Origin of the sequence: Microbacterium sp. Cr-K32 (genome assembly GCF_000708345.1) — a bacterium.
Classification (GTDB): domain Bacteria; phylum Actinomycetota; class Actinomycetes; order Actinomycetales; family Microbacteriaceae; genus Microbacterium; species Microbacterium maritypicum_A.
The window spans coordinates 15,514-41,881 of the sequence record NZ_JARD01000029.1 but is presented as its reverse complement, the minus strand read 5'-3'; the positions used below and the strand labels follow the sequence as shown (position 1 = coordinate 41,881).

Here is a 26,368-nt window from a genome sequence, read left to right as displayed (position 1 = left end):
TCTCGTGCCTGGCAGAAACGCTCCGATCATCTCACTCTTGTGATCTGATCGAACCTGTGTCTAGAGTACATCAGACATCAGATGTCCTCAAGATGTTCCCCCCACCACCCTGGAGCACACATGAACCGACACATCACCCGCCGCCGCGCGGGTCGATTCGCGATGGCGGTCGCCGGCACAGTCGCCGCGTCCGTCGCCCTCGCCGGCTGCGGCGCGGGCACCACCAGCACTCCCGACGAGAGCGCAGCCGCGAGCGAGATCGACCCCGACGGCATCATCGAAGCGGGCATCTCGTACACGCTGAACGGCAGCTTCGACCCGATGGTCGCGTCGGGCGCCGTCACGGTCTCGGCGAACTGGCACATCTTCGAGGGGCTGGTCGACCTCGACCCCGTCACCCAGAAGTCTGCCCCCGCCCTCGCCGCCGACCTCCCGACGAAGATCGACGACACGACCTACGAGATCGACCTCCGCGAAGGCGCCACCTTCCAGAACGGCGATCCGGTCACCGCCGACGACGTGGTCTTCAGCTACGACCGCGTGCTCGACCCGAACAACAACTCGCTCTTCCTGTCGTTCGTCGACTTCATCGACACCGTCACCGCGGTCGACGACGACACCGTGCGGATCACCACCGACTACCCGTTCTCGCTGATCAACGACCGCCTCGGTGTCGTCAAGATCGTCCCGAAGTCGGTCGTCGAAGCCGACCCCGAGGGCTTCGCCACCAACCCCGTCGGTTCCGGCCCGTACTCGCTGGTGTCGGCCGTTCCCGAGGACAAGCTCGTCTTCGAGCGCTACGACGACTACAACGGGCCGCGCCCCGCGCTCGCCGCCGGCATGAACTGGAACCTGCTCTCCGACGCCTCCGCTCGCGTCACCGCGATGTCCACGGGCACCGTGCAGGCGATCGAGGACGTGCCGTACATCGACGTCGACGCGCTCGCCTCCTCGGCCGACGTCGACAGCGTGCAGTCGTTCGGCCTGCTGTTCATGATGTTCAACACCAAGGCGGCGCCGTTCGACGACGTCCGCGTGCGCCAGGCCCTGCACTACGCCCTCGACATGGACAAGATCATCGGCACCGGCATGCTCGGCAACGCCACGCCCGCGACCTCGTTCCTGCCCGAGACCTACCCGAACTACCACGAGGCCTCCACGGTCTACACCTACGACCCCGAGAAGGCGAAGGAACTGCTCGCCGACGCGGGCGTCTCCGACCTGTCCATCACCCTGCTCACCACCGACACCGGATGGGTCAAGGAGGTCGCCCCGCTGATCAAGGAGTCCCTCGACGCGATCGGCATCGACACGACGCTCGACATCGGGCAGTCCGCGTCGATGTACGAGAAGGTCGACTCCGGCGACTACACGGTGGCCGTGGCCCCCGGTGACCCCTCGGTCTTCGGCGTCGACCCCGACCTGCTCATGAACTGGTGGTACGGCGAGAACGTCTGGACTCAGACCCGCACCAACTGGGCCGACTCTCCCGAGTACGCCCAGCTGCGCACGCTCCTCGACACCGCCGTCCAGCAGGAGGGCGAGGAGCAGCAGAAGACCTGGGACGAGGCCTACGACCTGCTCTCCGACCAGGCCGTGCTCTACCCGCTGTTCCACCGCAAGCTGCCGACCGCATGGAGCAGCCAGGAGCTGGTCGGATTCCAGCCCGTCCCCACCACCGGACTGTCGTTCCTCGACGTCGGCGTGGCGGCGAAGTAGCCCGCACCAGGGGGCGCGCTCACCCGACGAGTGCGCCCCCTGTCTCTCCCATACCCCCGGAAGGAGCGGCACGTGTCCCACACGCTCCGCCTCATCGGCCGGCGACTGCTGCAGCTGCCGCTGATGATCCTCGGCATCACGTTCCTCGTGTTCTTCGTGATGTCGTTCTCCCCCGTAGACCCGGCGCGCACCGCGCTCGGCGAGACGGCGTCGCCCGAAGCCCTCGAGGCGTACCGCGAGGACCACGGCCTCGACCTCCCGCTGTTCGTCCGCTACGTGAACTTCCTGCTCGGACTCGTGCAGGGCGACCTCGGCACCTACTCCGCACGCAGTCTCCCGGTGATCGACGAGGTCGCCCGCGCCTTCCCGGTGACCCTAGCCCTCACCTTCCTCGGGCTCCTCATCGCGGTGATCGTCGCCTTCGTGATCGGCGTCCTCGCCGCCGTCTACCGCGACCGCTGGCCCGATCAGGTGATCCGCGTGTTCGGCGTCGCGGCGCTCTCCACGCCGTCGTTCTGGCTCGCCATCCTGCTCATCCAGGTCTTCACCCTCGGCCTGAACCTGCTGCCCGCCTCCGGACCGCTCCCGGATTTCTGGAGCGACCCCTCCGGATGGCTCGCCCGCATGGCCCTCCCCGCCATCGCGCTCGCCGTGCCGGTGATCGGTCAGCTCTCCCGCGTCGTGCGCACCTCGATGGTCGAGGAGCTCGACCGCGACTACGTGCGCACCGCCCTGGGCGCCGGCATCCCGCGAGTGATCGTCGTCGGTCGCAATGTGCTGCGCAACGCCCTGATCACCCCCGTCACCGTGCTCGGACTCCGCATCGGCTACCTGCTCGGCGGTGCGGTCGTGATCGAGATCATCTTCGCCATCCCGGGAATGGGAACGCTCATCCTCAACGGCGTCACCAACAACGAACCCAACCTCGTGCAGGGTGTGACGCTCGCCGTGGCGCTCGCCTTCGTCGTGATCAACATCATCGTCGACCTCCTGTACGTGCTCATCAATCCTCGAATCCGGGCGGTGTGACATGCGACGCAAACTCACGGAACGTCTCTCCGTTCCCGGTCTCCGCTGGGGCCGGCTGTCCCTTGGATCGATCATCTGCATCGCCGTGCTGGCGATCATCGGGCTGGCGGCGATCTTCGCACCGCTCATCGCGCCCTTCGACCCGCTGGCGTCCGGGACTCCGGTGCAGCCGCCGAGCGCGGAGCACTGGTTCGGCACCGACCGTCAGGGCCGCGACATCTTCTCCCGTCTCGTCTTCGGTGCCCGCTACTCGCTCGTGATCGGCATCGGCGCGACACTCGTCGCGCTGCTGGCTGCCTGCGTGCTCGGGACGATCGCCGCCACGGCCCCGAGGTGGATCTCCGAGACGCTCATGCGCGTCATGGACGTCGTGATGTCGTTCCCCGGCATCGCGCTCGCCGCCGTCTTCGTGGCGGTGTTCGGCAAGTCGCTCCCCGTGCTCGTGCTCACGATCGCGTTCCTCTATGTGCCGCAGCTCACCCGCATCGTCCGTGCCAACATCCTCGACCAGTACGGCGAGGACTACGTCTCGGCCGTGCGCGTGATGGGCGCGGGCACCCCGCGCATCATCGTCCGCCACGTGGCGCGCAACGCCATGGCCCCCGTGCTGGTGTTCGCGACCGTGCTCGTCGCCGACGCGATCGTGTTCGAGGCTTCGCTGTCGTTCCTGCAGGCCGGGGTTCCCGACCCCGAGCCGTCGTGGGGCAACGTGATCGCCGCCGGCCGCAATCTGCTGATGAGCGGCGCGTGGTGGGCGACCTTCTTCCCCGGCATCCTCATCATGCTCACGGTGCTGTGCCTCAACATCCTCTCGGAGGGGATGACCGATGCGATGGTGTCGCCGCGGGCACGCAAGATCACCGCGGATGCCGCGGGCACCGAGGAGTCCACGCACGAGCTCGAGGTCGCAGCGATCCCCGACGACACCCACGTGATCCCCACCGTCGACACAGCGGTGAACCTCTCCGTTCCGAGCGGGGTGCCCGACACCCTGGTGCCGCGCGCCGAGGCCGTTCCTCTCGCCGAGCGACTGGCCGAGCTCCGTCAGCGTGAGCTCTCGCGCACCGACCGCCTGGTGTACTCGGCGGAGGAGAAGCCTCTGCTCGACGTGCAGGATCTGTGCATCTCGTTTCCCCGTCATGGCGACGTGGACGTGGTCGACCACGTCAGCTTCACGGTGCGCCCCGGCGAGACGATGTCGCTGGTGGGGGAGTCGGGCTGCGGCAAGTCGATCACCTCGCTCGCGATCATGGGCCTGCTCGATCCGAAAGCCGACATCCGCGGGCGCATCCTGTTCGACGGCGAGGACCTGCTGCAGATGGCACCCAAGGAGCGCAACGCGCTGCGCGGCCACGACATCGCGATGGTCTACCAGGACGCGCTGAGCTCCCTCAACCCGGCGATGCTCATCCGCTCCCAGATGAAGCAGCTCACGTCGCGCGGCGGCACCCGCACCGCCAGGGAGCTGCTGGAGCTCGTGGGTCTCGACCCCGACCGCACCCTCGCCTCGTACCCGCACGAGCTCTCGGGAGGCCAACGGCAGCGCGTGCTCATCGCCATGGCGCTCACCCGGAACCCGCGACTGGTGATCGCCGATGAGCCGACCACGGCCCTCGACGTCACGGTGCAGGCGCAGGTCGTCGACCTGCTCATGCGGTTGCAGAAGGAGCTCGGATTCGCGCTCCTGTTCGTCTCGCACGACCTCGCGCTCGTCGCCGAGCTCACGCACCGGATCACGGTGATGTACGCGGGCCAGGTCGTCGAGCAGGGCACGACCAGAGAGGTGCTGACCCAGCCGGTGCACGAGTACACGCAGGGGCTCCTCGGCGCGGTGCTCTCGATCGAGGCCGGTTCCGATCGTCTTCATCAGGTCTCGGGCGTCGTGCCGTCGCCGCGAGACTTCCCGACGGGCGACCGCTTCGCGCCGCGCTCCAGCGACCCCGCCCGGTACGCGGGCGTCGCCCCGGTGCGGCGGCACATCGCAGGAACCGAGCACTACTACTCCGCGCATCCCGACGATGCGCCCGTCGAGCCGATCGGAGCAGGACGATGAGCGAACCCGTCATCGAGCTCAAGGACGTGCACGTCCGCTACAAGACCCGTGCCTCCTCGCTCTTCCGGCCGCAGTACGTGGACGCGCTTGCGGGGGTCTCGCTCACCGTGAAGCGCGGGCAGACGCTCGGCATCGTCGGCGAGTCGGGGTCGGGCAAGTCGACCTCGGCCAAGGTGCTCATCGGCCTCGAGAAGCCCACGAGCGGGCAGGTCGTGTTCGGGGGAGAGCCGGTGCGATCCTTCACGCCCGCCGTGCGCAGACGACTCGGCCGCATCCTCTCCGTGGTGTTCCAGGATCCGGCGACCGCCCTGAACGCGCGGATGACGGTGCGCGATGCGCTGCTCGACCCGATGCAGGTGCACCGCCTCGGCAGCCCGTCGACCCGGAGCCGAAAGGTGCGCGACCTGATCGGTCTCGTCGGACTGCCGGCATCGGCCCTGGACGCCCTGCCCAGCCAGCTCTCGGGGGGCCAGCGCCAGCGTGTGGCGATCGCCAGGGCGCTCGTGCTCGACCCGCAGGTGATCGTCGCCGACGAGCCCACCTCGGCGCTCGACGTCTCGGTGCGCGCCCAGATCCTCAATCTGCTGACCGATCTTAAGGATCAACTCGGCCTCGGGATGGTGTTCATCTCCCACGACATCCAGACCGTCCGCTATCTCTCCGACGAGATCGCCGTGATGAACAAGGGGCGCGTCGTCGAGTTCGGCGATGCGGCCCGCGTGTTCGACGCGCCCTCCGACGAGTACACCAGAACGCTGCTGGGCGCTGCGCCCTCGCTGCTCGAACCCCACCACTGAAACGACCGGAACACACATGTCTGCTGCCTCTCCCGCCCCCGTCTTCGCGGGCGTCGTCCCGCCCGTCGCCACCCCGCTGCTCGAGGACGGATCGATCGACCACGTCTCCCTCTCCCGCCTCGTCGACCGTCTGGTCGCCGAGGGGGTGTCAGGACTGTTCGCGCTCGGCTCCACCGGCGAGACCGCGTACTTCACCGACGACCAGCGCGTCGAGCTGCTCCGCACGATCGTCGCCGCGAACGCCGGTCGGGTGCCGGTCATCGCCGGCGCGATCGAGCTCACGGCGCCGCGCATCATCGAGACCGCCCGCCGTCTGATCGATGCCGGCGCCCAGGCGATCGTCACGACGGCTCCGCTGTACACACTGAACTCGGCAGCCGAGGTCGCCGACCACTTCCGCACCATCGCGGCGGCCATCGACGCCCCGCTGTGGGCCTACGACGTGCCGGTGCGCGTGCACTCCAAGCTCGGCATCGACCTGCTCGTGCAGCTGGGCACCGAAGGGGTCATCCACGGCGTGAAGGATTCCTCGGGTGACGACGTCTCGTTCCGGCGCCTGATCGCGGCGAACGATGCCGCAGGGGGTCCGCTGCAGCTGCTCACCGGACATGAGGTCGTCGTCGACGCCATGGCCCTCGCCGGTGCCGACGGCGTGGTTCCCGGGCTCGCGAACGTGGAGGCCGCGGGGTACGTGCGACTGTGGGAGGCCGCGAAGAGCGGCGACTGGGAGACGGCTCGGGCCGAGCAGGAGCGCATCAACCGCCTGTTCGACATCGTGTTCCAGCCGAAGGGCCTCTCGGGCGATGCGACCGGTGTCGGCGCGTTCAAGGCGGCCATGCACGCCCGTGGCATCATCGATCACGCCACGATGGCGAACACCGTGCAGGCGCTCGACGTCGACGCGGTCGCCCGCATCCGCGACATCCTCGACGAGCTGCATCTGCTCCCGGTCGCCGTCGGCTGATGGGCGAGGTCGTCCTCGCCGTCGACATCGGCGGCACCAAGACGGCCGCGGCCCTCGCCGACCGCGACGATGCACTGCTGCGGACCGAGGTGGCCGCGACGCCGGCGGCCCAGGGGCCGGTGGCGGTCGTCGCCACCGTCGTCGCGCTCGCCGGACGTCTCCTCGCCGGCAGCGGGCTGCGCCTTTCGGGCGTCGGCATCGGCACGGCCGGGGTCGTGGATGCCGGAACCGGGACGATCGTTTCCGCCACGGATACGTTCGCGGACTGGCCGGGTACACCGCTGGCCGCACTCGTGCGCTCGGGACTCGGCGCGCATCTGCTCCCCGACGCTCCCGTCGCCGTGCAGAACGACGTCGACGCGCACGCGGCAGGAGAGCATCGACACGGTGCCGCGGCCGGGGCGGCGAGTGCGCTCGTCGTCGCGGTCGGCACCGGTGTCGGTGCAGGAGTCGTGCTCGACGACAGGGCCGTGCGGGGTGCGCATCACGTCGCGGGGGAGATCGCGCACCTGCCCGTGCCGGGAGCCGCACACCTGCGCTGCCCCTGCGGGCGCTTCGGGCACCTCGAGGCCATCGGCTCCGGCATCGGGATGCATCGGCACTTCCGGTCTCTCGGAGGCGATCCCGGCATCACCGATGCGCGGGGGGTCGCGATGGCGGCTGCGGCCGCGGACCCCATCGCCCGCCGGGCCCTCGACGAGTCGGCCGCGGCGGTGGGGCGGGCCCTCGCGGGGGCGGCGACGCTTCTCGACCCTGAGCGCATCGTGGTCACCGGGGGCGTGCCGAACATCGGTGAGTCCTGGTGGCTTCCGATGCGCGCCGCCTTCCACGCCGAGGCGATCGATGCGCTGCAGAACACCCCCATCCTGCCGGGCGCGCTCGGCGACGACGCACCGCTGCGCGGAGCCGCGGCATACGCCTGGAGGCGACCATGAGATTCACCGACACCCTCGAACGACTGCGGGGAGGACTGATCGTCTCGTGCCAGGCCTACCCGGGTGAGGCCATGCGCGACCCCCGCACGATGGCGCAGGTCGCGGCGTCCGCCCTGGCCGGAGGAGCAGCCGGAATCCGCGTGCAGGGGCTCGATGACATCCGCGCGACGGCACACCTCCCTGTTCCGATCGTGGGGCTGTGGAAGGACGGCGACGCCGAGGTCTTCATCACTCCGACGCTCCGGCACGCTCGGGCCGTGGCCGACGCGGGCGCCGACATCGTCGCGATCGACGGGACGCGGCGCCCGCGCCTGGACGGGCTGACGCTCGCGGAGACGATCGCGGGCCTTCGCGCGCACACCGACGCGCTGATCATGGCCGACTGCGGCTCCCTCGACGACGCGATCGCCGCCGAGGCCGCCGGCGCCGATATCCTCGGCACCACCCTGTCGGGATACACCGGCGAGCGCCCGAAGACCACCGGGCCCGACCTGGAGCTCATCGCGCTGATCGCCGCCCGTTGCCGCCGCCCGATCGTCGCCGAGGGGCGCGTCCACACACCCGAGCACGCCGCGGCCGCGATCGCCGCCGGGGCGTTCTCGGTGTGCGTCGGCACCGCCATCACGCATCCGTCCACGATCACCACCTGGTTCGCCGATGCCGTCGCGGGCGCACGCGCATGACCGCGCCCATCCTCGTCAGCGCCTACCCGGCCTCTCCCGCCCACGCGCACTGGGATCCGGTGCTCGAAGGCGCGCTGCTGCCCGCATTGTGCGCGCTTCCCGGGATCGCCGGGCTCGAGGTGCCGTGGATGGGGCGCCTGCATCCGCACGATGACGCCTGGTTCCTCGCGAACGTGCCGGCCGTGCCGCTCGCCGTCACTCCGATCCCGTTTGTCATGGGACGCGTCGGGGCACACCCCGGGTATGGCCTCGCCTCGGCCGATGAGGAGGGGCGCGCGGCGGCGGTCGCCGATCTTCGGAGGGTCGCCGCCGACGTCGCGCGCATCGACGGCGAGAGCGCCGCATCCGTCGCGGTGGTGACGGTGCACTCCGCGCCGCGAGCGACGGCCGCCATGGAGCCGCTCGTGCGCTCGCTGGGGGAGGTCGCCGCGCTCGACTGGTCCGGCGCGCGCCTGGTCATCGAACACTGCGATGCGTTCGTGCCCGGCCGGGTCCCTGAGAAGGGTTTCCTGCCCTTGGACGCCGAGATCGCCGCGATCCGCTCGTCGGGACTGCCGATCGGAGTGTGGCTCAATTGGGGGCGTTCCGCGATCGAGCTGCGCGATGCGGATGCCGTCACCGCGCAGATCGCGGCGGCGGCGGCGTCCGGCCTCCTCGTCGGCCTGGCGTTCTCAGGGGCCGCTCCGGTGCAGAGTCCGTATGGCCACCCGTGGAGCGATGCGCACCTGCCGATCGCCTCGACCCACCCGGAATCCGCTTCGCTCCTCGACGACGCGCACGTCGCCGCAGCGCTCGCCGCTGCGGGCGACGTCGAGTGGCTGGGGTTGAAGACGGCCTGCCGCCCCGACGACACCACCGCGGCGGATGCCCTGCGCACGGTCGCGCGGAACCTCGAGGTGGTGCGCGCCGCAGGCTGACCGGAGGGAACGGCGGCAGCCGTCGGCGCGGTGTCGTCGACGGCTCGCCGAGTGAGCCCGGGGAGTCGAACGCCGCTCGCGGGACGACGAGATCCGGCCTTGTCCGTGGGGAGACCCCTCGCTAGAGTGACTTGAAATCTGACATCAGACGTCATATTTCCGCACGAACAGAAAGGTCTGTCCATGCACGTTCCTCCCTCGCCCCCTTCCCGGAGCCGCCGCCTGCTGCGATGCGGCACGATCGGAGCGCTGGTCCTCGCGCTCAGCCTCCCCGCCGCCGCTGCCTCGGCGGCCCCGGCGCCCGGGTATCTGACCGATCCGAACGCCGACCCCGGCGACTACCTCGAACTGAACATCGGCGCCGACCGCACGGCCTCGAACTACTTCTACCGGATCCCCGCGCTCACCCACCTCGGCGACGGCGTGGTCCTCTCGGCGTGGGATGCCCGGCCGGGAAGCGCCGCTGACGCCCCCAACCCCAACTCGATCATCCAGCGCCGCTCGACGGACAACGGTCGTACCTGGGGTCCGCTGCAGATCATCGCCGCGGGGAAGACCGGGAGCGGCCAGTACGGCTACTCCGACCCGAGCTACGTCGTCGATCGGCAGAGCGGTCGGGTCTTCGCGTTCTTCGTGCGCTCCCAGGACCAGGGGTTCCAGGGGAGTGCCTACGGCGACGACGACGCGAACCGGCAGGTTCTGGGAGCGGCCGTGATCCATTCCGACGATGGCGGCGCGACCTGGAGTGCGCCGCGGCTCATCACCGACGTCGCCAAGACCTCCAACGGCACGACCAGCGGGGGCGTGTACACGCCCGTCGCGGGCGATGTGAAGGGCACGTTCGCCACTTCGGGCGAGGGGATCCAGCTGCGCTACGGCGCGCATGCCGGGCGGCTCATCCAGCAGTACGCTGGCACCGTGCGTCAGGCCGACGGATCCACCGCGATCCAGGCGTACTCGGTGTATTCCGACGACGGCGGCGACACCTGGCAGCGTGGCGAGTACGTCGGCACCGGCATGGACGAGAACAAGGTCGTCGAGCTCTCCGACGGACGCGTCATGCTCAACTCGCGAGACAGCTCCGACGGGCGTCTTCGCAAGGTCGCGATCTCGACCGACGGCGGTCACAGCTATGGTCCGGTCACCCGCGACGCCGAGCTGCCCGACCCCACGAACAACGCCTCGATCACCCGCCTGCATCCGGATGCCGCCGCGGGCAGCGCCGACGCGAAGAAGCTGATCTTCACGAATGCCGCCAACGGGGCGAACAGCAACCGTGTGAACGGAGCGGTGCGCCTCTCCTGCGACGACGGCGAGACCTGGCCCGGTCTGCGCACGCTCGAGACGGGGACCTTCGCCTACTCCAGCGCGACGGCGATCGATGACGGCAGGGTGGGGGTGCTGTGGGAGGCGGGCTACACGAACACGATGCAGTTCTCCTCGTTCGACGACGCGTGGCTGAACGCGGCGTGTGCGCCACTGTCGGTGCCGAAGACCGCTCTGACCGCCGGCGTCGCCACCACGGTCCCGGTCACGATCACGAATCAGGAGGCGGCCGCGCTCAGCGGCGCCGTGACCTTCCACACCGCCACCGGATGGACCGCGACCACCGCGCAGATCACCGGTCTCGCACCGGGAGCGAGCGCCACCGTGAATGTGCAGGTCACCGCCCCGCAGGGCGTCTCTGGTGAGCAGCGTCTCCAGGCCGCCTTCACCGCCGCCGACGGACGCCTCAGTCAGACCACCGCGACGCTCACCCTTCGGCAGTCCTCCGCGCTCGGAGCGACCCTCACGGCGACGAACACCTCGGCCCCGCGCGACGTCGCGACGAATCCGTACACGGTGGGGGAGCAGCTGAGCTTCCGAGTGCGGGTCGTGAGCACGGCGGGCGTCACGACGGTCGTCACTCCGGCGACGAACACCTTCACCGCCGGCTTCGCTCCCACCGCGTGCCGATGGCTGAATCTCCCGGCCTACGACGCCTACAACTGCAGCACTCCTCGACGCACGCTCACGCAGGCCGACATCGACCGCGGATGGTACACGCCGGAGTTCGCGTTCACCGTGGCACCGGCCGACGGCTCGGCGCCGGCGGTCACCGTGACCCACGCGGGCGCGCCGGTGGCTCTGCGCGGCTGACGAGCATCCGTCATCCCCCGACGAGCGGTCCGTGGAACCCCCATCCCGCAGAAACTCCCCGCCCGCAGAAACTCACAGCCCGTTCTCAGGGCCGCGGGACCAAAACGGGCCGCTCGTCGGTTCTCCTCTATGACGGCGCAGCCAGCGACGTCGGACAAGGAGTCAGATCATGTCGAACGACTACGGCACGACCCCCGAGGCCGTCAGCGGCCTCACCCCTCTGCAGTATCAGGTGACCCAGCAGGACGCGACCGAGCCGCCCTTCCGCAACGCGTACTGGGACAACCACGACGACGGCATCTACGTCGACGTCGTCTCGGGCGAGCCTCTGTTCTCGTCGACCGACAAGTTCGACAGCGGCACCGGATGGCCGAGCTTCACGAAGCCCATCGACGCGGATGCCGTGACCACGCGCACCGACCGCTCGCTGTGGATGAAGCGCACCGAGGCGCGCTCGGCCGTCGCCGACAGCCATCTCGGTCACGTATTCGACGACGGCCCGCGCGCCGAGGGCGGCCTGCGCTACTGCATGAACTCGGCGGCTCTCCGCTTCATCCCGGCCGAAAGCCTGGAGGAAGAGGGGTACGGTCGCTACAGCGCCCTCTTCGCACGCCCCACCACCGACACCCCCGCACCTTCCGACACCACCGAGGAGCAGTCATGACCGACACCGGAACCATCACCCGCACGCCCGGGACCGAGACGGCCGTTCTCGCCGGCGGCTGTTTCTGGGGGATGGAAGACCTGATCCGCCGCCAGCCCGGTGTGCTCGACACCCGGGTCGGCTACACCGGCGGCTCGAACGAGCACGCGACCTACCGCAACCACCCCGGCCATGCCGAGGCCGTGGAGATCGTGTTCGACCCGACGAAGACGACCTACCGCGACATCCTGGCGTTCTTCTTCCAGATCCACGACCCGTCGACGCTGAACCGTCAGGGCAACGACATCGGTTCGAGCTACCGCTCGGCGATCTTCCCGCTCACCCCCGAGCAGGAGGCGATCGCGCGCGACACCATCGCCGATGTCGACGCTTCGGGCCTGTGGCCGGCGAAGGCCGTCACCACGATCGAGCCGGCAGGGCCGTTCTGGCAGGCCGAGGAAGAGCACCAGGACTACCTGATCAAGTACCCGAACGGCTACACGTGCCACTTCCCGCGTGCGGGTTGGGTGCTGCCGAAGCGCGACGAGGCCGCCGCCACCGTCTGACGCGGAACCCGAGAATGGCCCGGTCGTATCCGACCGGGCCATTCCTCGTGAGCGGGCTACGCCTCGCCGAGGAACGCCACGGCCGCGTCCTTGAAGTCGCGCGAGCCCGGGGCGTTGAAGTGGTTCCGGTTCGGGATCTCGAAGAACCGTCCGTCGGGGGCGGCTGCGGCCAGCGCCCGCGAACCCTCGATGATCGCGTCCTTCGAGCCGGTGGCGAAGAGGATCGGCCGCGTCGGCGCATCCGAGGGATCGGGGTCGATCATGCCCGACGCCCGCATGCCCTCCGCGAGCGCGACGAGTGCCTGCAGGTCGTTTCCCGGCACCCGTTCGGTCAGCGCGATGTAGTTCTGCGTGGTCCGATCGGCCACCGGGGTGCCGTCGGCGATGTACTTCCGGACCTGTTCGAGATCGAGTCGCGCCAGGGGGATGCCGTCCGGCACCCCTCCCAGCACTGCACGCCCGATGCGGTGTGGAAGCTCGCGAACGACCTCCCAGCCCACGCGTGCGCCGAGCGAGTAGCCGACGTAGAGGGCGTCGTCGACGAGGTACGTGTCCATCACGGTCTCGACATCGGTCACGAGTGTGCGGATCCGGTAACCGTCGGGGTCATGTGGCTTCTCGCTGAGGCCGTGGCCGCGCTGATCCAGTGCCAGCACGCGATAACCCGCGCGCGTCAGCTCGCGTACCCATCCGGTGAGCACCCAGTTGTCGCGCGCGCTCGACGCGAAGCCGTGCACGATCACCACGACGGGTGCGTCGAACTCGCCCCAGGTGTAGGTCGCCAGTCGTGTGCCGTCGGCGGCGTACACCTGCTGGGGTTCGGGCATGCTGGTCAGGTCGGAGAGAGGGACGGCCACCTCTCCATCTTGGCCCTGTTCCTGGACGGCGGCGTCGGGTGCGGGATCAGCGCGTCGACCTGATCGGCCACACCGCGAACGCGCCGAGCACCGACAGGACTATGCCCACGGGGAAGAGCCCGGCGAAGCCGAATGCGATCACGATCAGACCCGAGACTCCGGGGGCCAGCGTCTGGGGCAGGGTGGCCGCGATGTTCACGACCCCGAGGTCTTTCGCGAACGACTGCGCCGAGGGGAGCACCTCGCTCATCAGTGCGGTGTCGACGGCCTGGAACATGCCGAACCCGAGCCCGGCGATGAACGACATGATCATCCACGCCTCGATCGTCGGTGAGATCCACGGCAGCAGCAGTGCAAGACCGGTGACCACCGACGAGGCGAACACGAACGGCTTGCGTCGCCCGACCCTGTCGGAGAGCGGACCGGAGATGATCGTGGAGATCAGGATGCCGGCGAGGCTGAGGAGCCCGACCAGCGGGATGACCGTCTCGGGCTTCTCGATGTGCAGATAGTCGGTCATGATGTAGAGCTGATATCCGGTCACGGAGAAGTAGCCCGTGAACAGCAGCAGGCGGCCGAGGAACGCCCAGAAGAAGTCGGGGTGCTTGATCGGGCTGACCCAGAAGGTGCGCAGGAACGCGCTGAGGTCGAACGGCTCGGGCGTGATCCGTTCGCTCGAGTAGTCCGGGTTGAACACGACGAACAGTGTGATGACGACGAGGGCGAAGACCGCGAAGACCACGTAGCCCGCGGCGATGCTGTTGAAGAACAGGGAGCCGACGATCTGACCGCCGAGCGAGCCGACCATGAGGCCGATGCCGGAGAGGGCGGCGAAGGTTCCCCGGCGCTTGAGGGGCACGCGGTCGGGCATCACGGCGGAGAGCGGGCCCTGGGCGAAGTTGTACGCGATCTGCACCAGAGTCCACGCGATGGCGATGCCGACCAGGGAGTCCGCGAAGGCGAGGCCGACCAGGGCCAGCCCTCCGGCGAGGACGCCGACGATCATCCACGGTGCACGCCGACCGAAGCGGGAACGCGTCCGGTCGGAGATCTGCCCGGCGATCGGCTGCGCGATCATCGCCGCGAACGCACCGATCGTCGCGATGATCGCGAGGTTGGCGACCTTGTTCTCCTCGCCGAGCGCGACCGTGACCTGCTGGGGGAGGAGGATGCCGGGGACCGCGCCCCAGATCAGGAAGATGCCGAGGTTGGCGGGGATGATCCAGCCGAGCAGGCGCCGGATCCCCTTGAGGGGCGGGGGCGGGTCGTCGTTGCCGGCGGCGGTGCGGATGAACGTCGTCTCCGTGATCGGGACGGTGCTCTCGGGGACGGTGCTCTCGGGGGTTGCGGGCGTTCCAGACATCGTCGTCGTGGTCCTCTCGGGTCGGGCAGAACGGGGGTCAGGCGGGGAGCGCCACCAGGCGGGAGCGCAGCGTGTCGATCGTCTCGGCCGGCAGGGTGGCGCCGGCGAAGCCGAGGACGGTGTCGAGCGGCATGTTCTGCGCCGCGGCGAGCATGGGGTTGCCCGGCAGTTCCGGGACGAGCTCGGTGATGATCGCGAGCGCCTCGGCGTCGGCGAGCACCTGGGCGACGGTCGCGCTGGTGAGGTCGAAGCGTCCGCCGGGTGCGGCGACATCCGCCATCTCGATCGTCGTGGACGCGGGGTCGGGCCGTGCGGCAGGCGACCAGTCGAGGTACCGGAGGCCGTGGCCGAACGCGAACGACGGGTCGACCGTGTCCGACGGCACGTCGGGGCGGCTCACCGCCACGGCTTCCATCGACGACGGCACCTCGAAGGGCAGCGACCCCTGGGGCTCCACCGCGCCGAACAGCACATTCACGAGCGCGGTGTCGGAGGCGCCGTAGTTCGCGATGATCGTCGAGGCGACGTCGAGAAGCGGGGCGAGGATCGCCGGACGATCGAGGTAGACGTCGAGCACGAGCGGCACGCGGGCGGCCAGATCGCGCAGGTGCGCGAGTTCGTCGTCGTGGAACTCGAGGGATCCGGCGCGGAAGAACGATTCGATGTCGGCCCCGTTGCCGCGCGGCTCCCACGGGGCGTCGGTGCGCACGATCGCGACGTCGGCGCGGTCGGGGTCGGTGACCACATCGGCCCAGCCGGCGAGCTCGACGGGGTCGAGGCCTTCGACGTAGACGGTCGGGCGCCCCTGCAGCGGCAGATGCGCCGCCCCGCCGCCGTTCGTGAGCAACGTGAGTGAACGTGCCTGGGCCTCGAGTCCGGCGGCGCGGGCGTCTTCCCGACCGACGATCGCATCCGCAGCTTCGACATCGACGAACCGTGCGTCGTCGAACAGCCCGAGACGGAACTTCTCACGCAGCAGCCGGCGCACCGAGGTGTCGAGCCGGGACTCGGGCACCGAGCCCGCCCGCACGAGCCCGATCAGAGCCTTCGGGTTGAACTCACCGCCGAATTGGTCCACACCGGCATCGAGCGACTTCATCATCCGCTCGTCGTAGGTGAGCGACTCCACACCCCAGAAGGTGCGGGACAGGATGCCCCAGTCGGTGCACACGATCCCGTCGAAGCCCAGCTCGTCACGCAGCAGGCCTTGGATGATCTGCTTGTTGAAGCCGAAGCCGACCTCTTCGTACTCGGTGCCGATCGGCATGCCGTAGTAGGGCATGATCTGCGAGACGCCGGCGGCCAGCAGGTCGCGGAACGGTTGCAGGTGCAGGTCGAATCGTCCGCCCGGGTACACCTGCTCGCGGCCGTATGAGAAGTGCGGATCCTCGCCGTCGAGCTGGGGGCCGCCCCCGGGGAAGTGCTTGGCCATGGCCGAGACCGATTCGGCTCCGAGCTCGTCGCCCTGCAACCCGAGCGTGTAGGCGACGCCGAGACGCCCGGTCACCTCCGCGCTCTGGCCGAACGTGCCGGAAGCCCGCGCCCAGCGCGGCTCGGTGGCGAGGTCGATCTGCGGGTGCAGGGCGGTGCGGATGCCGACGGCCAGGTACTCGCGACGCACGACCTCGGCGAAGCGGCGGGTGAGCTCGGGGTCGTCGATGGCGCCGAAACCGAGGAACTCCGGCCACTGCGAGAAGGGGCCGGCGATGAGCGCGGCGGCCGGGTTGTTCGAGAACGAATGACGCGGATCGCTCGACAGAGAGAACGGGATGCCGAGGCCGCGTCGCCGGGCCTCCTCCTGCAGGGCGTTGTGCCATGCGGCGATCTCCCGCGCCGACGGGGCCTGCAGGATGTTCACGTGCGTGATGCCACGGTCGATGATGGTGCGCATCGAAGGGGAGCCGAACAGGCCGGGGGCGTCGAGGTCGTCGCCGAGGGTCGCCATCGGCTGGAACATCTGCCCCGCCTTGTCCTCGAGCGTCATTCGGGTGAGCAGGTCCTCGACACGCTGATCCACGGTCAGGGTGCGGTCCTGGTACGGGTGCGCGATCGCGCTCACGGGAACTCCTTCGTTCGGGTACGGCGGGTCTTTCGGGTACGGCGGGCGGTGCGGGTGCGGCGGGTGGTTCGGTTAAATATCTACACTTGTGTCGGTTTTGTCAAGAGCGGTGCTACGGTTTCCCCCATGGCTGATGCGACGACGCTGCGAGGGCGCGGATACGCGAACGGCCGAGCGCGCCGCGAGGAGATCATCCGCGTGGCCTCGGACCACTTCGCCGAACGCGGCTTCCTCTCGGCGACGATCCTCGAGATCGCCGCGGTGTGCGGCATCTCGCGCGCGGGACTGCTGCACCACTTCGCCGACAAGGAAGCCCTGCTCGAAGCCGTGCTCGAAGCCCGCGACATCGAGGATCGCGACCGCTTCCGTCCCTACGCCCGCGGCTACGGCGGTATGGGCGTGCTGCGCGGAATGGTCGACCTCGCCGACCACAACCGTCTCGTGCCGGGTCTGATCGAGCTCTTCGTGCGGTTGTCGTCCGAGGCGTCGGCTGCCGATCACCCGGCGCACGAGTACTTCCGGCGCCGCTACGAGAGGATCCGTTCGAGCACCGGACAGGCGATCGCGCTCGCCATCGCGTCCGGTCAGCTGCGACCCGACATCGATCCGCACGACGCGGCTTTGCGCCTGACCGCGACCATGGACGGTCTGCAGACCCAGTGGCTGTTCGACCGGTCGATCGACATGGCCGGCGCCATCCGCGCGATGCTGCGGGCGTGGATGACCCCGGCGGGCGAGGTGGCGTTCGAGGCGATCGTCCCCGAACCGGAGCCGGTCGGCGCCTGACGCGCCCGGCAGTGCCGGGGACGACGAAACGGCCTCCCGGAGACCGAAGTCTCCGGGAGGCCGTTTCCGTTCCGGTGATCGCGAGGATCAGACGCGGTCGCGCAGCGCGGCGCCGAGTGCGGCGTCGACGTTCGTCCAGTACTGGAAGAAGCGCTCGCGGATGGCGTCGACGGTGATCGAACGCCCCTGGCCGGTGAGCGTCTCCAGGAAACGTGCCCGCTGCTCGGCGTCGAACACCTCGCGGTAGAGCGTGCCGGGCTGCCCGAAGTCGTCGTCCTCGGGGTGCAGGGTCGCGGCGGAGCGCTGGATCTCGCCGTCGGCCTCCCAGTTCACCTCGATGCCCTTCGACGGGTCGGCCTCCGGGCCTCCTGCCGCTCCATAGGAGTTCGGCTGGTAGGTGCGGTGCGCGGCGTCGTTGAACTGGTAGCGCATCGAGCCCTCGTGCTGGTAGTTGCGCGCCTCGCTCGCGTGCGGCTGGTTCACCGGCAGCTGGTTGTAGTTCGGGCCGATGCGGTGGCGCTGCGCGTCCGGGTAGGCGAAGATGCGCCCCATCAGCATCTTGTCCGGGGAGATGCCGGTGCCCGGCACCTGGTTCCCCGGCGAGAAGGCGGCCTGCTCGATCTGTGCGAAGAAGTTCTCCGGGTTGCGGTTCAGCGTCAGCGTGCCGACCTTGATGCGCGGGTAGTCCTTCTTCGAGATGGTCTTGGTGAGGTCGAACGGGTTGAACCGGTAAGCCTTGGCCTCGTCGTAGGGCATGATCTGCACGTACAGGTCCCACTTCGGGAACTCGCCGTCGGCGATCGACCGGAAGAGGTCGCGCCGGTAGTGGTCGGCGTCCGACCCGGCGAGCTGCTCGGCCTCTTCGTTGCTCATCGCCTCGACGCCCTGCTGCGAGATGAAGTGGTACTTCACCCAGAACACCTCGCCTGCGGCGTTGACCCACGAGTAGGTGTGCGAGCCGTAGCCGTTCATGTGCCGCCAGCTGAGGGGCAGGCCGCGGTCTCCCATCAGATACGTGACCTGGTGGGCGCTCTCCGGCGACAGCGTCCAGAAGTCCCACTGCATGTCGGGGTCGCGCAGACCCGAGTCGCCGAGGCGCTTCTGCGAGTGGATGAAGTCCGGGAACTTGATCGCGTCGCGAAGGAAGAACGTCGGGGTGTTGTTGCCGACGATGTCGAGGTTGCCCTCGTCGGAGTACATGCGGAGCGAGAACCCGCGCACGTCACGCCAGGTGTCGGGCGAGCCCTGCTCCCCGGCGACGGAGGAGAAGCGGATGAGGGTCTCGCTGGCCGCACCCGGCTGGAAGACGGCCGCGCGCGTGTAGGCCGACACGTCTTCGGTGACGACGAACTCGCCGAACGCGCCGCCGCCCTTCGCGTGCGGGTTGCGCTCCGGCACCCGCTCGCGGTTGAAGGCCGCGATCTTCTCGACCAGGTAGTGATCGTGCAGGACGGTGGGGCCGTCGGCGCCGACCGTGAGCGAATGCGTGTCGCTCGCGATCGGGGCTCCGGCCTGCGTGGTGGTGGCAGGTTTCGTCATGGTGTTCTCCTTCTCCGCGCAGGCGCAACGATTACCCCCATCCGGGGACGGGCGATCGGCGGACTGCTATTGCGCGGCGTTCTGGCAACTGGGGCAGAGGCCCCAGAAGGTGACTTCGGCTGTCTGGACGGTGAATCCCCCCGTCGAGGACGGGGTGAGACACGGCGCTTCGCCGACGACGCAGTCCACATCGCCGATGGCACCGCAGGAGGTGCAGACGACGTGGTGGTGGTTGTCGTTGATGCGCCGCTCGTAGAGCGCCGCGGAGCCTGCCGGTTCGATCCGGCGGATGAGGCCCGCCGTCGTCAGGTCCGCGAGGATGTTGTGCACCGACTGGATCGACGTGGTCGGCAGCACCTCAGACACGGCACGGTAGAGCCGCTCCGCGTCTGAATGGGCCATGGAGTCGAGAGCCTCGAGAACGGCGACGCGGCCCGCGGTCGCGCGCAACCCGGCAACGCGAAGCGCCGAGTCGAGTTCTGTCTCCATCCATCGAGCATACCTCTTCATTTGAATAACTCAAAAGAAAGTATTCCGGCATGCCGCGGAGGGATCGAGGTGGGTCGAGGTGATTTCACCGAGGTCGCAGCATAAAAAAAGGGGTTGGACCCAGGGGATTCGTCGGCTACTGTGAGCAAAGTCTCAGCTTCCGGTGACGCTGAGAAAACGGAGGGCGACCCCATGCGGAATCCAGCCACTCATCATGGTCGTACGAGCCGTGACCGTCGCAAGCCCTGGGCCGTCGCCGCACTGCTGACGCTCGTGCTCACCGCGCTGATCGTGCCCGCGTCGCCCGCCACGGCGGCTCCGGGCGATGCCGCCCAGCTGTATCTCGGACCCTCCACGGAAGCGGCCACGGTCGGATCCGACAAAGACCTCGTCGCGCCGACGGAGTGTCCGTCGAACTCGGTGCTCACCGGCGTGCAGACGGAGAACCGCACGGCCGACTCTCCGTCCAACGCCAACTCGATCCTCGTGCGTTTCAGCATCCAGTGCTCCACGATCACCGTGAGCAACGCCGGGACCGTCACGGGAACCGTGAACCCCGCGTGGATCGCCGGTCCCGTCTACAACGAGAGCCGTGGCAACGTGCAGACCGGCGTGTGCCCCGCCAACACCTTCGTGCACCGCATCACCGGGACCACCTTCGTCGGCGACGGCACGAACCGCTGGCCCTCATCGGTGCAGATCACCTGCCGGCCGATGACCTTCAGCGCGGCGGGCGAGCTGCGGATCGATCTCGCCGCCACGCCCACCGTCCTCACCATCGGTGAGAACTTCAACACGACCGGCGGCTTGGATACCCCGACGCCACGTTGCGGGCCTGCGGCCACCACCGGGACCAGCGACATCCTCGTGCGCGGCTACCGTGCGCAGGGAGGCGGCGAGGGCATCGACGGCTTCGCGCCCTCCTGCGCCACCATCCCCGACGACTACGGCGATGCCCCGGCCGGCTACGGGGCCGTGTCCCACGAGCTGAATGCCGCCACCTACCTCGGGTGGTCAGCCGACACCGAGGCGGCGATGCAGTACAGCGCGAACGCGACCGGAGACGATCAGGTCGGCGGCACCGCGCCGAACCAGTTCATCGACGACGAGAACGGCGTCGCGACGTTCGGGCCGATCACCGCAGGGATCACCAGCAGCTACTCGGTGTCGGTGCTGGCGTCGAACAAGGTGCCGGGTCAGCCGGCGACACTGGTCGGCTGGGTCGACTTCAACCGCAACGGCGTCTTCGACGCGAACGAGGGGGCATCCGCGGTGGTCCCGGCGGGAACGCCCGACGGATCCTCGGTCACGCTCACCTGGCCGGGAATCATCGCACAGACCGTCGCGGGACCGACCTTCGCGCGGTTCCGGATCTCCAGCGGCACCGCCCTGACCACCTCCATGCCCACGGGCGCGGGAGGGGTGGGCGAGGTGGAGGACTATGCCCTCACCATCGCCGCGGCGAACCCGGGGATCTCGCTGTTCAAGTCCGCATCGCCGTCGGGGCCCGATGACTTCACGGTCGGACAGGTCATCGACTACTCCTTCGTGGTCACCAACACCGGTGACGTGCCCCTCGCCGACATCAGCGTCGACGAGACCGCCTTCACCGGCTCGGGGAGCATGACCACCCCGGTGTGTCCGACGACACCGCTGGCTCCCGGGGCGCAGGCGACCTGCACCGCGAGCTACACCCTCACCCAGGCCGACATCGACAGCGGGACCCTCACCAACACGGCCACCGCGACGGGTGTCCCGCCGGGCATCCTCGTGCCTCCCGTCTCCCCGCCCTCCACCGTCAACGTGCCGTCGACGGCGACATCCGCGATCACCCTCGTGAAGAGCGCCGACACCTCCGAGATCACGGCAGCGGGTCAGGCGGTCGGCTACTCCTTCGTGGTCACCAACACCGGCAACGTGACCCTCACGAACGTCACGGTCGATGAGACGGCGTTCTCCGGAACCGGTGCCTCTCCGGCGATCACGTGCCCCGCGGGTGCCGGGTCGATGATCCCGGGTGCACAGATCACGTGCACCGCGTCGTACACGACGACCGCTGCGGACTACACCGCCGATTCCCTCGACAACACCGCCACCGCGACGGGAACCCCGCCCTCGGGCACTCCGCCCGTGTCGGCGCCGTCCACGGTCGAGATCCCCGTCGTCTCGGCGCCGGCGCTGACCGTGTCCAAGACCGCCGACCGCACGCGGATCACGGCAGCGGGCGAGACGATCAACTACTCGTTCCTGGTGACGAACACCGGAAACGTCACACTCACGGGTGTGACGGTGACGGAGACGGCATTCACCGGAACGGGGACACCCCCCGTGGTCACGTGCCCCGCGGGCGCGGCATCGCTCGCCGCGGGCGCGACCGTCACCTGCACGGCTTCGTATGTCGTGACCCAGGCCGACATCGATGCCGGGGGTGTCACGAACACCGCGACCGGTACGGGCACGCCGCCGACCGGAGAGCCTCCGGTGTCGCCCCCGTCGACCGTCGTCGTCCCGCCGGACCCGGTGCCCGGGATCACGGTCGTGAAATCGGCGAGCCCGAACACGCCGGACGCCTACCAGGTGGGCCAGGAGATCACCTATTCCTTCGTGGTCACGAACACCGGCAACGTCACCCTCGCGAACGTGACGGTGAATGAGGAGAGCTTCTCCGGGACCGGCACACTGTCGCCCGTCGTGTGCCCGGCCGGCGCGGCGTCGCTCGCCCCGAGCGTGCAGATCGTCTGCACCGCCACGTATGTGCTGACCCAAGCCGATGTGAACGCGGGCCGGGTGACGAACAGCGCCACCGCGACCGGAACGCCCCCGGGGACGCTCGTCCCGCCGGTCTCGCCGCCCTCGGAGACCGAGGTTCCCATCGATCCCGCCCCGGGCATCAGCATCGTGAAGTCGGCCACGCCGGCGACCATGACGGCGGTGGGGCAGACCATCGCATACTCCTTCGTGGTCACGAACACCGGAAACGTCACGCTCGAAGACGTGACGGTCGATGAGACCGCCTTCTCCGGGTCGGGATCGCTGTCCGCCATCGAATGCCCTGTGGGTGCCGCGAGCATGTTGCCGGGCCAGATCATCACCTGCACCGCGCAGTACCAGACGACGCAGGCCGACGTGGACTCGGGCCTGCTCGCGAACACGGCCGTCGCGACCGGAACTCCGCCCTCGGGGCAGCCTCCGGTCTCGCCGCCGTCGACGGTCGAGGTCCCCTTCGACGGGCCCAACGCGCTGACCCTCGAGAAGCGCGCGAATCCGGTCGATGTGAACGGCAACGGCGTCATCGATCCCGGTGACCGCATCGAGTGGACGATCCTCGTGACCAATACCGGTGCACAGACCATCGACGACATCGTCGTGACCGACCCCACCGCGGGGCCGGTCACGTGTCCGTCGACGAGTCTGGGCTCCGGGGTGCAGATGACCTGCACGGTGCCGCCGCACACCGTCACCGCCGCCGACGTCGAGAGGGGTCAGGTGCGGAACGTGGCCACCGCCACAGGCGTCCCGCCCGGGGGAGGGACGATCGTTCCGCCTCCGTCTGAGACGACCACGCGAGTGTTCCCGCCGCCGCCGCCCACACTGGCGGTGACCGGTGGAGTGCTTTCGGCCGGTCTGCTGCTGGGGGGACTGATGCTCTTCGCTGGAGGGATGCTCCTCCCCGCCATCCGCCGTCGTCGACAGCCGCAGGAGTAGCGCAACCGACAGTGCCCCGACGAGCTCTTATGCTCGTCGGGGCACTGTCATGGTCGGCGTAGATCGGCCGAGCGTGCGCGTCAGCTGCGCGTCACGGTGAAGCCGGTACCCCGCACCCGCACCTTCCCGCTCTGCGCCGCGTCGCCGCGCGGCGAGCCGTCTGCGTCGTAGGCGCGCCCGGTGCCCGGCGCGAGCGGTGGGACCCGCTGATCCTGGCGCGTGCCGTTGGCGTAGAGCACGGCAGAGCCCGAGCGCGTCGAATACACCGCGCTCGCGATCCGCGGCTGGATCAGCAGGGCATCGAGGCGCACATCGCCGCGACTCGTGCAGCGCACCGTCACCGCCGCCTCCGGCAGATCGCCACCGAGGAGCTCAGGCACGAGCATCCCGTCGGCCTCGGTGAGGCCGCGGTCTCCGGTCGAACCGGCCGCGGTGCGGGTCTTCCACAGTCGGCGGCGTCCGCGGAGGACCTCCCACTCGGCCTCGCCCGCATCTGCCGCCTGTCGCCACACGACACCGTGCAGGATGCCGCCGGACTCGGTGACGTCGAACTCGACCCACTCACCGCGGGGGATGCGCACGTATGCGCCGCCGGACAGATTTCCCTCGCCCGTCCATGCCCCGCCGTCCGGTCGCTCGACCACACATCCGGGGGAGAGTCGCGCGGTCTCGGCCTCGATGACGCGCAGACCGGTGTTCGCCGTGAGGCCGGTGATCGAGGTTGCCAGGTCGGCCACGTCGCGGTTCGCGTCGAGCAGCTGCATCGTCAACAGGCCATGGATCGTCGACTCTGCGCCCGAGTTGCGGTTCACCCGTCCGTCGGTCTCGACCCCATCGAACGTGACCCCGGTCGTTGCGTCGTACACCGGGATGCCGGCCGTGTTCGCGCCGAAGAACCATCCTGCGGCGAGTCCGGCGAGTACGCCGAGGCCTTCCCCTCCGACCGTGGATGCCTGGAGTGCGCCGGCCACGCGGCCGTGCGCGCCGTACGCGATCTGCGCCTCGGCGGGAAGCGGCGCCCACGCGTTGTGGGGCCCGCCCGAAGCCAGCACCTGCGGCGTGAAGCGTCCGGCGTCCGAGAGCGCCGCGGCCGACCAGTCCCGACGCCGTAGCAGCGCTCCGGCTCTGGCCAGTGCCTCCGGCGCCGCCGCACCCCATGCGTGCCAGAACCCGAGCGAACCCGTCCACGGCAGCACGGCGCCGAACGGCCAGCCCCGCGCGGGGTCGGTCGACATCGCGGCCACGCCCTCGCCGTACGACTGCAGAGCTGTCCTGCTGCGGGAGTCCCCGGCCTCGGTGGCGGCAGCGAGACCGAGCATGGCCTCGGCCGTCGCATCCGCTCCTCCGGCGATCAGCCAGGCGGGGAGCCTCTGCCCATCGCTTCTCACCCACTGGCCGGCGCGGGAGAGCGACTCGAGACCCAGCGCATCGAGGCACAGGTGCAGCCTTGCGAGGAGGAACGCCGCGAACTCCGGGTCATCGCGACGGAAGGCCGCATAGCCCTCGCCGAAGGCCCAGACCGAGCGGGCGAGCCAGTACGACTCCGCCGAGTCCGAGGGGTCGGGCAGCTCGACAGGGACGGCGCTGGGGGTCAGGGTGCCGTCCTCCTGCTGCCACAGCACCACGCGTCCGGCATTCGGCCCGGAAGTCGTCTGCAGGAAGGCGAGCGAACGAAGCACGTCTCTGGCCTCGTCGCGGCTCTGCGCGTCGCCCGTGGCCTTCCACTCGCGGACGAACACGACGGCGGCGCGGGCGATGTCGTCGGCGTTGTACGCGCCCTGCGACCAGTATCCGGTCAGCGCATCGCGGGTGCCGCCGCCCACGGGTCGATAGCCGCCGGAACCGTCGGTGTCGGCGTAGGTCCAGGGCGCACGGACCGCTGGTTTCGTCTCGATCCCGAACGTCGTGTGGGTCGCGCTCGCGACGACGGGAACATCGGCGAGGAGGAATCGCAGGTGGGCGAGGTTCGTCAGCCGTGGCCGGCGCGCGGTCTCGAGCGGCGGCGGCGTCGCCGTGCCGGTCGCAGTGTTCGTCGTGCCCATGGCGGCGTCGACGGGGAGGAGGGCGAGCGCGGAGGCTGCTGCCGTGAACGTCAGGAACGTGCGTCGGGAGGCGTCCACGTCATCACGCCTCTCCGCCGTCGCGCAGTGCGCGACCCCACGGCTCGGCCGGATCGTGGATCGCGACCGCCAGCGTCGTGTCGGACTGCCCGTAGTACGCGAACCACTTCCCGTGGAACTTCACGAGCCCCTCCACGAAGGTCACGTTAGAGACGAGTCCGTGCATGTCCTCGAAGGTCTGCGGGCGCAGCCACGGCTCCTGCAGGCGGGCGATGACCTTCGTCGGCTCGTCCGGGTCGATCGCGATCTGCCCGCAGCGGTAGTCGACGTCGACGGTGCCGTCGTCGTGCACGGTGCGGGTGGCGCCGTTCGTGAGGAACAGGAGCAATCCGTTGTCGGTGACCACAGGGGAGGCGCCGATCTCGACGAGCGCCTCGTCCCAGGTGCCGGGGGTCGGAGAGTACATCGGCTCGGTGTCGGGCGTGCCCGGCCTCCAGTGGATGAGGTCGTCGCTGGTCGCCCAGTAGATCGCGCCCTCGCCGAAGTACATCCACCATTTCCCGTGCATCCGCTGCGGAACGATGACCCCGGCCTTCGACCAGTTGAACCCGCGCGGGTCCATGGTCTTGAACGTGTCGAAGTCGTCGAACAGCGGACCGTGCTTGGTCCAGGTGCGCAGGTCGGTCGAGGTCGCCAGGCACAGCTGCGCGCTGCGGCGGTCCCAGCCCGTATAGGTGAGGTAGTAGGTGCCGTCGATCAGCGCGATGCGCGGGTCTTCGCATCCGTAGGTCTCGTAGTCCTCGGAGGGGGAGAGGATCGGCGCGTCCTCGCGGGTGAAGGTCACCCCGTCCCGGGAGCGGGCGATGCCGATGTGGGAGATGATGTCGTCGGCGTGCGCCCGGTAGAGCAGCACGACCTCATCGCCGTCGACGATGGCCGCCGGGTTGTAGAGGTTGGCCGACTCCCAGCTGTCGCCGCGCGGACGCAGGATGGGGTTGCCTTCAAAGGGCGTGAACGGACCGAGGGGGAAGGAGGCTCCGGAGAACATGGGGGCCCTTTCTGACT

At 69.4% G+C, this 26,368-nt stretch carries 20 protein-coding genes; 13 read left to right on the top strand and 7 right to left on the bottom strand.

Features of this window, described 5'->3' with window-relative positions; translation table 11 throughout:
- Positions 1-120: 120 nt before the first annotated feature.
- From GZ64_RS0117390 to msrA, 11 genes are all read left to right on the top strand, one after another.
- Entirely contained in the window at positions 121-1,719 is a 1,599-nt protein-coding gene (locus GZ64_RS0117390) for an ABC transporter substrate-binding protein (RefSeq protein WP_021199490.1), read from the top strand.
- A 72-nt stretch (positions 1,720-1,791) separates the two neighbouring features.
- Entirely contained in the window at positions 1,792-2,748 is a 957-nt protein-coding gene (locus tag GZ64_RS0117385) for an ABC transporter permease (RefSeq protein ID WP_029267937.1), read from the top strand.
- 1 nt (position 2,749) lies between these two features.
- Positions 2,750-4,801, top strand: a complete 2,052-nt coding sequence (locus tag GZ64_RS0117380) for a dipeptide/oligopeptide/nickel ABC transporter permease/ATP-binding protein (RefSeq protein ID WP_051668205.1) — start codon at positions 2,750-2,752, stop codon at positions 4,799-4,801.
- Positions 4,798-5,598 (top strand): ABC transporter ATP-binding protein, encoded by an 801-nt coding sequence (locus GZ64_RS0117375; protein ID WP_021199493.1) that lies wholly within the window; start codon positions 4,798-4,800, stop codon positions 5,596-5,598. The genes GZ64_RS0117380 and GZ64_RS0117375 overlap by 4 nt, the downstream gene beginning before the upstream one ends.
- A 16-nt stretch (positions 5,599-5,614) precedes the next feature.
- On the top strand, positions 5,615-6,562 hold the full coding sequence (locus GZ64_RS0117370) for a dihydrodipicolinate synthase family protein (RefSeq protein WP_021199494.1): 948 nt from the start codon (positions 5,615-5,617) through the stop codon (positions 6,560-6,562).
- On the top strand, positions 6,562-7,497 hold the full coding sequence (locus GZ64_RS0117365; protein ID WP_029267933.1) for an ROK family protein: 936 nt from the start codon (positions 6,562-6,564) through the stop codon (positions 7,495-7,497). Before GZ64_RS0117370 ends, GZ64_RS0117365 begins: the two co-directional genes overlap by 1 nt.
- Positions 7,494-8,180, top strand: coding sequence for an N-acetylmannosamine-6-phosphate 2-epimerase (locus GZ64_RS0117360; RefSeq protein WP_029267932.1), 687 nt, complete (start codon positions 7,494-7,496; stop codon positions 8,178-8,180). Before GZ64_RS0117365 ends, GZ64_RS0117360 begins: the two co-directional genes overlap by 4 nt.
- Positions 8,177-9,097 carry a DUF4862 family protein gene (locus GZ64_RS19265; protein ID WP_051668203.1) on the top strand — a complete coding sequence of 307 codons (921 nt, stop codon included), beginning with the start codon at positions 8,177-8,179 and terminating at the stop codon, positions 9,095-9,097. The genes GZ64_RS0117360 and GZ64_RS19265 overlap by 4 nt, the downstream gene beginning before the upstream one ends.
- Positions 9,098-9,280: 183 nt before the next feature.
- Positions 9,281-11,236, top strand: a complete 1,956-nt coding sequence (locus GZ64_RS0117350) for a sialidase family protein (protein WP_051668201.1) — start codon at positions 9,281-9,283, stop codon at positions 11,234-11,236.
- 169 nt (positions 11,237-11,405) lie between these two features.
- Positions 11,406-11,900, top strand: coding sequence for a peptide-methionine (R)-S-oxide reductase MsrB (msrB, locus tag GZ64_RS0117345; RefSeq protein WP_029260688.1), 495 nt, complete (start codon positions 11,406-11,408; stop codon positions 11,898-11,900).
- Positions 11,897-12,445 carry a peptide-methionine (S)-S-oxide reductase MsrA gene (gene msrA / locus GZ64_RS0117340; protein WP_029260687.1) on the top strand — a complete coding sequence of 183 codons (549 nt, stop codon included), beginning with the start codon at positions 11,897-11,899 and terminating at the stop codon, positions 12,443-12,445. Before msrB ends, msrA begins: the two co-directional genes overlap by 4 nt.
- A gap of 56 nt (positions 12,446-12,501) precedes the next feature.
- Here msrA and GZ64_RS0117335 read toward each other — a convergent pair whose 3' ends face one another.
- Genes GZ64_RS0117335 through GZ64_RS0117325 form a run of 3 tightly spaced genes read right to left on the bottom strand, consistent with a single transcriptional unit; the run spans position 12,502 to position 16,724 of the window.
- On the bottom strand, positions 12,502-13,302 hold the full coding sequence (locus tag GZ64_RS0117335) for an alpha/beta fold hydrolase (protein ID WP_136024711.1): 801 nt from the start codon (positions 13,300-13,302) through the stop codon (positions 12,502-12,504).
- A 46-nt stretch (positions 13,303-13,348) separates the two neighbouring features.
- Positions 13,349-14,665 carry an MFS transporter gene (locus GZ64_RS0117330; RefSeq protein WP_029267926.1) on the bottom strand — a complete coding sequence of 439 codons (1,317 nt, stop codon included), beginning with the start codon at positions 14,663-14,665 and terminating at the stop codon, positions 13,349-13,351.
- A 37-nt stretch (positions 14,666-14,702) separates the two neighbouring features.
- Positions 14,703-16,724, bottom strand: coding sequence for a glycoside hydrolase family 3 N-terminal domain-containing protein (locus tag GZ64_RS0117325; protein WP_231479923.1), 2,022 nt, complete (start codon positions 16,722-16,724; stop codon positions 14,703-14,705).
- Positions 16,725-16,850: 126 nt separating this feature from the next.
- Here GZ64_RS0117325 and GZ64_RS0117320 point away from each other — a divergent pair, with 126 nt between their 5' ends.
- Positions 16,851-17,510, top strand: a complete 660-nt coding sequence (locus tag GZ64_RS0117320; protein ID WP_051668199.1) for a TetR/AcrR family transcriptional regulator — start codon at positions 16,851-16,853, stop codon at positions 17,508-17,510.
- A gap of 87 nt (positions 17,511-17,597) precedes the next feature.
- On the opposite strand, the gene GZ64_RS0117315 is transcribed toward GZ64_RS0117320, so the two are convergent.
- Together GZ64_RS0117315 and GZ64_RS0117310 are read right to left on the bottom strand one after the other, a co-directional pair.
- Positions 17,598-19,049, bottom strand: coding sequence for a catalase (locus GZ64_RS0117315; RefSeq protein ID WP_029260682.1), 1,452 nt, complete (start codon positions 19,047-19,049; stop codon positions 17,598-17,600).
- Between the two features lie 66 nt (positions 19,050-19,115).
- Complete coding sequence (locus GZ64_RS0117310; RefSeq protein ID WP_029260681.1) at positions 19,116-19,538, bottom strand: Fur family transcriptional regulator; 423 nt, start codon at positions 19,536-19,538, stop codon at positions 19,116-19,118.
- A 192-nt stretch (positions 19,539-19,730) separates the two neighbouring features.
- Between GZ64_RS0117310 and GZ64_RS19545 the strand changes: the two genes are divergently transcribed.
- Entirely contained in the window at positions 19,731-23,243 is a 3,513-nt protein-coding gene (locus tag GZ64_RS19545) for a DUF7507 domain-containing protein (protein ID WP_051668198.1), read from the top strand.
- An 80-nt stretch (positions 23,244-23,323) separates the two neighbouring features.
- Here the strand turns inward: GZ64_RS19545 and GZ64_RS0117300 are convergent, their stop codons facing one another.
- Together GZ64_RS0117300 and GZ64_RS0117295 are read right to left on the bottom strand one after the other, a co-directional pair.
- Entirely contained in the window at positions 23,324-25,363 is a 2,040-nt protein-coding gene (locus GZ64_RS0117300) for a hypothetical protein (RefSeq protein ID WP_051668196.1), read from the bottom strand.
- A gap of 4 nt (positions 25,364-25,367) precedes the next feature.
- A complete protein-coding gene (locus GZ64_RS0117295; RefSeq protein WP_029260678.1) occupies positions 25,368-26,351 on the bottom strand; it encodes a glycoside hydrolase family 130 protein in 984 nt (327 codons plus the stop codon).
- Between the last annotated feature and the right edge of the window lie 17 nt (positions 26,352-26,368).

Excerpts from the sequence above, each read along its gene's own strand:
- GZ64_RS0117390 (WP_021199490.1), top strand. The coding sequence starts at position 121 with ATGAACCGACACATCACCCGCCGCCGCGCGGGTCGATTCGCGATGGCG.
- GZ64_RS0117380 (WP_051668205.1), top strand. The coding sequence starts at position 2,750 with ATGCGACGCAAACTCACGGAACGTCTCTCCGTTCCCGGTCTCCGCTGG.
- GZ64_RS0117375 (WP_021199493.1), top strand. The coding sequence starts at position 4,798 with ATGAGCGAACCCGTCATCGAGCTCAAGGACGTGCACGTCCGCTACAAG.
- GZ64_RS0117370 (WP_021199494.1), top strand. The coding sequence starts at position 5,615 with ATGTCTGCTGCCTCTCCCGCCCCCGTCTTCGCGGGCGTCGTCCCGCCC.
- GZ64_RS0117365 (WP_029267933.1), top strand. The coding sequence starts at position 6,562 with ATGGGCGAGGTCGTCCTCGCCGTCGACATCGGCGGCACCAAGACGGCC.
- GZ64_RS0117360 (WP_029267932.1), top strand. The coding sequence starts at position 7,494 with ATGAGATTCACCGACACCCTCGAACGACTGCGGGGAGGACTGATCGTC.
- GZ64_RS19265 (WP_051668203.1), top strand. The coding sequence starts at position 8,177 with ATGACCGCGCCCATCCTCGTCAGCGCCTACCCGGCCTCTCCCGCCCAC.
- GZ64_RS0117350 (WP_051668201.1), top strand. The coding sequence starts at position 9,281 with ATGCACGTTCCTCCCTCGCCCCCTTCCCGGAGCCGCCGCCTGCTGCGA.
- msrB (WP_029260688.1), top strand. The coding sequence starts at position 11,406 with ATGTCGAACGACTACGGCACGACCCCCGAGGCCGTCAGCGGCCTCACC.
- msrA (WP_029260687.1), top strand. The coding sequence starts at position 11,897 with ATGACCGACACCGGAACCATCACCCGCACGCCCGGGACCGAGACGGCC.
- GZ64_RS0117330 (WP_029267926.1), bottom strand. The coding sequence starts at position 14,665 with ATGTCTGGAACGCCCGCAACCCCCGAGAGCACCGTCCCCGAGAGCACC.
- GZ64_RS0117320 (WP_051668199.1), top strand. The coding sequence starts at position 16,851 with ATGGCTGATGCGACGACGCTGCGAGGGCGCGGATACGCGAACGGCCGA.
- GZ64_RS0117315 (WP_029260682.1), bottom strand. The coding sequence starts at position 19,049 with ATGACGAAACCTGCCACCACCACGCAGGCCGGAGCCCCGATCGCGAGC.
- GZ64_RS0117310 (WP_029260681.1), bottom strand. The coding sequence starts at position 19,538 with ATGGAGACAGAACTCGACTCGGCGCTTCGCGTTGCCGGGTTGCGCGCG.
- GZ64_RS19545 (WP_051668198.1), top strand. The coding sequence starts at position 19,731 with ATGCGGAATCCAGCCACTCATCATGGTCGTACGAGCCGTGACCGTCGC.
- GZ64_RS0117295 (WP_029260678.1), bottom strand. The coding sequence starts at position 26,351 with ATGTTCTCCGGAGCCTCCTTCCCCCTCGGTCCGTTCACGCCCTTTGAA.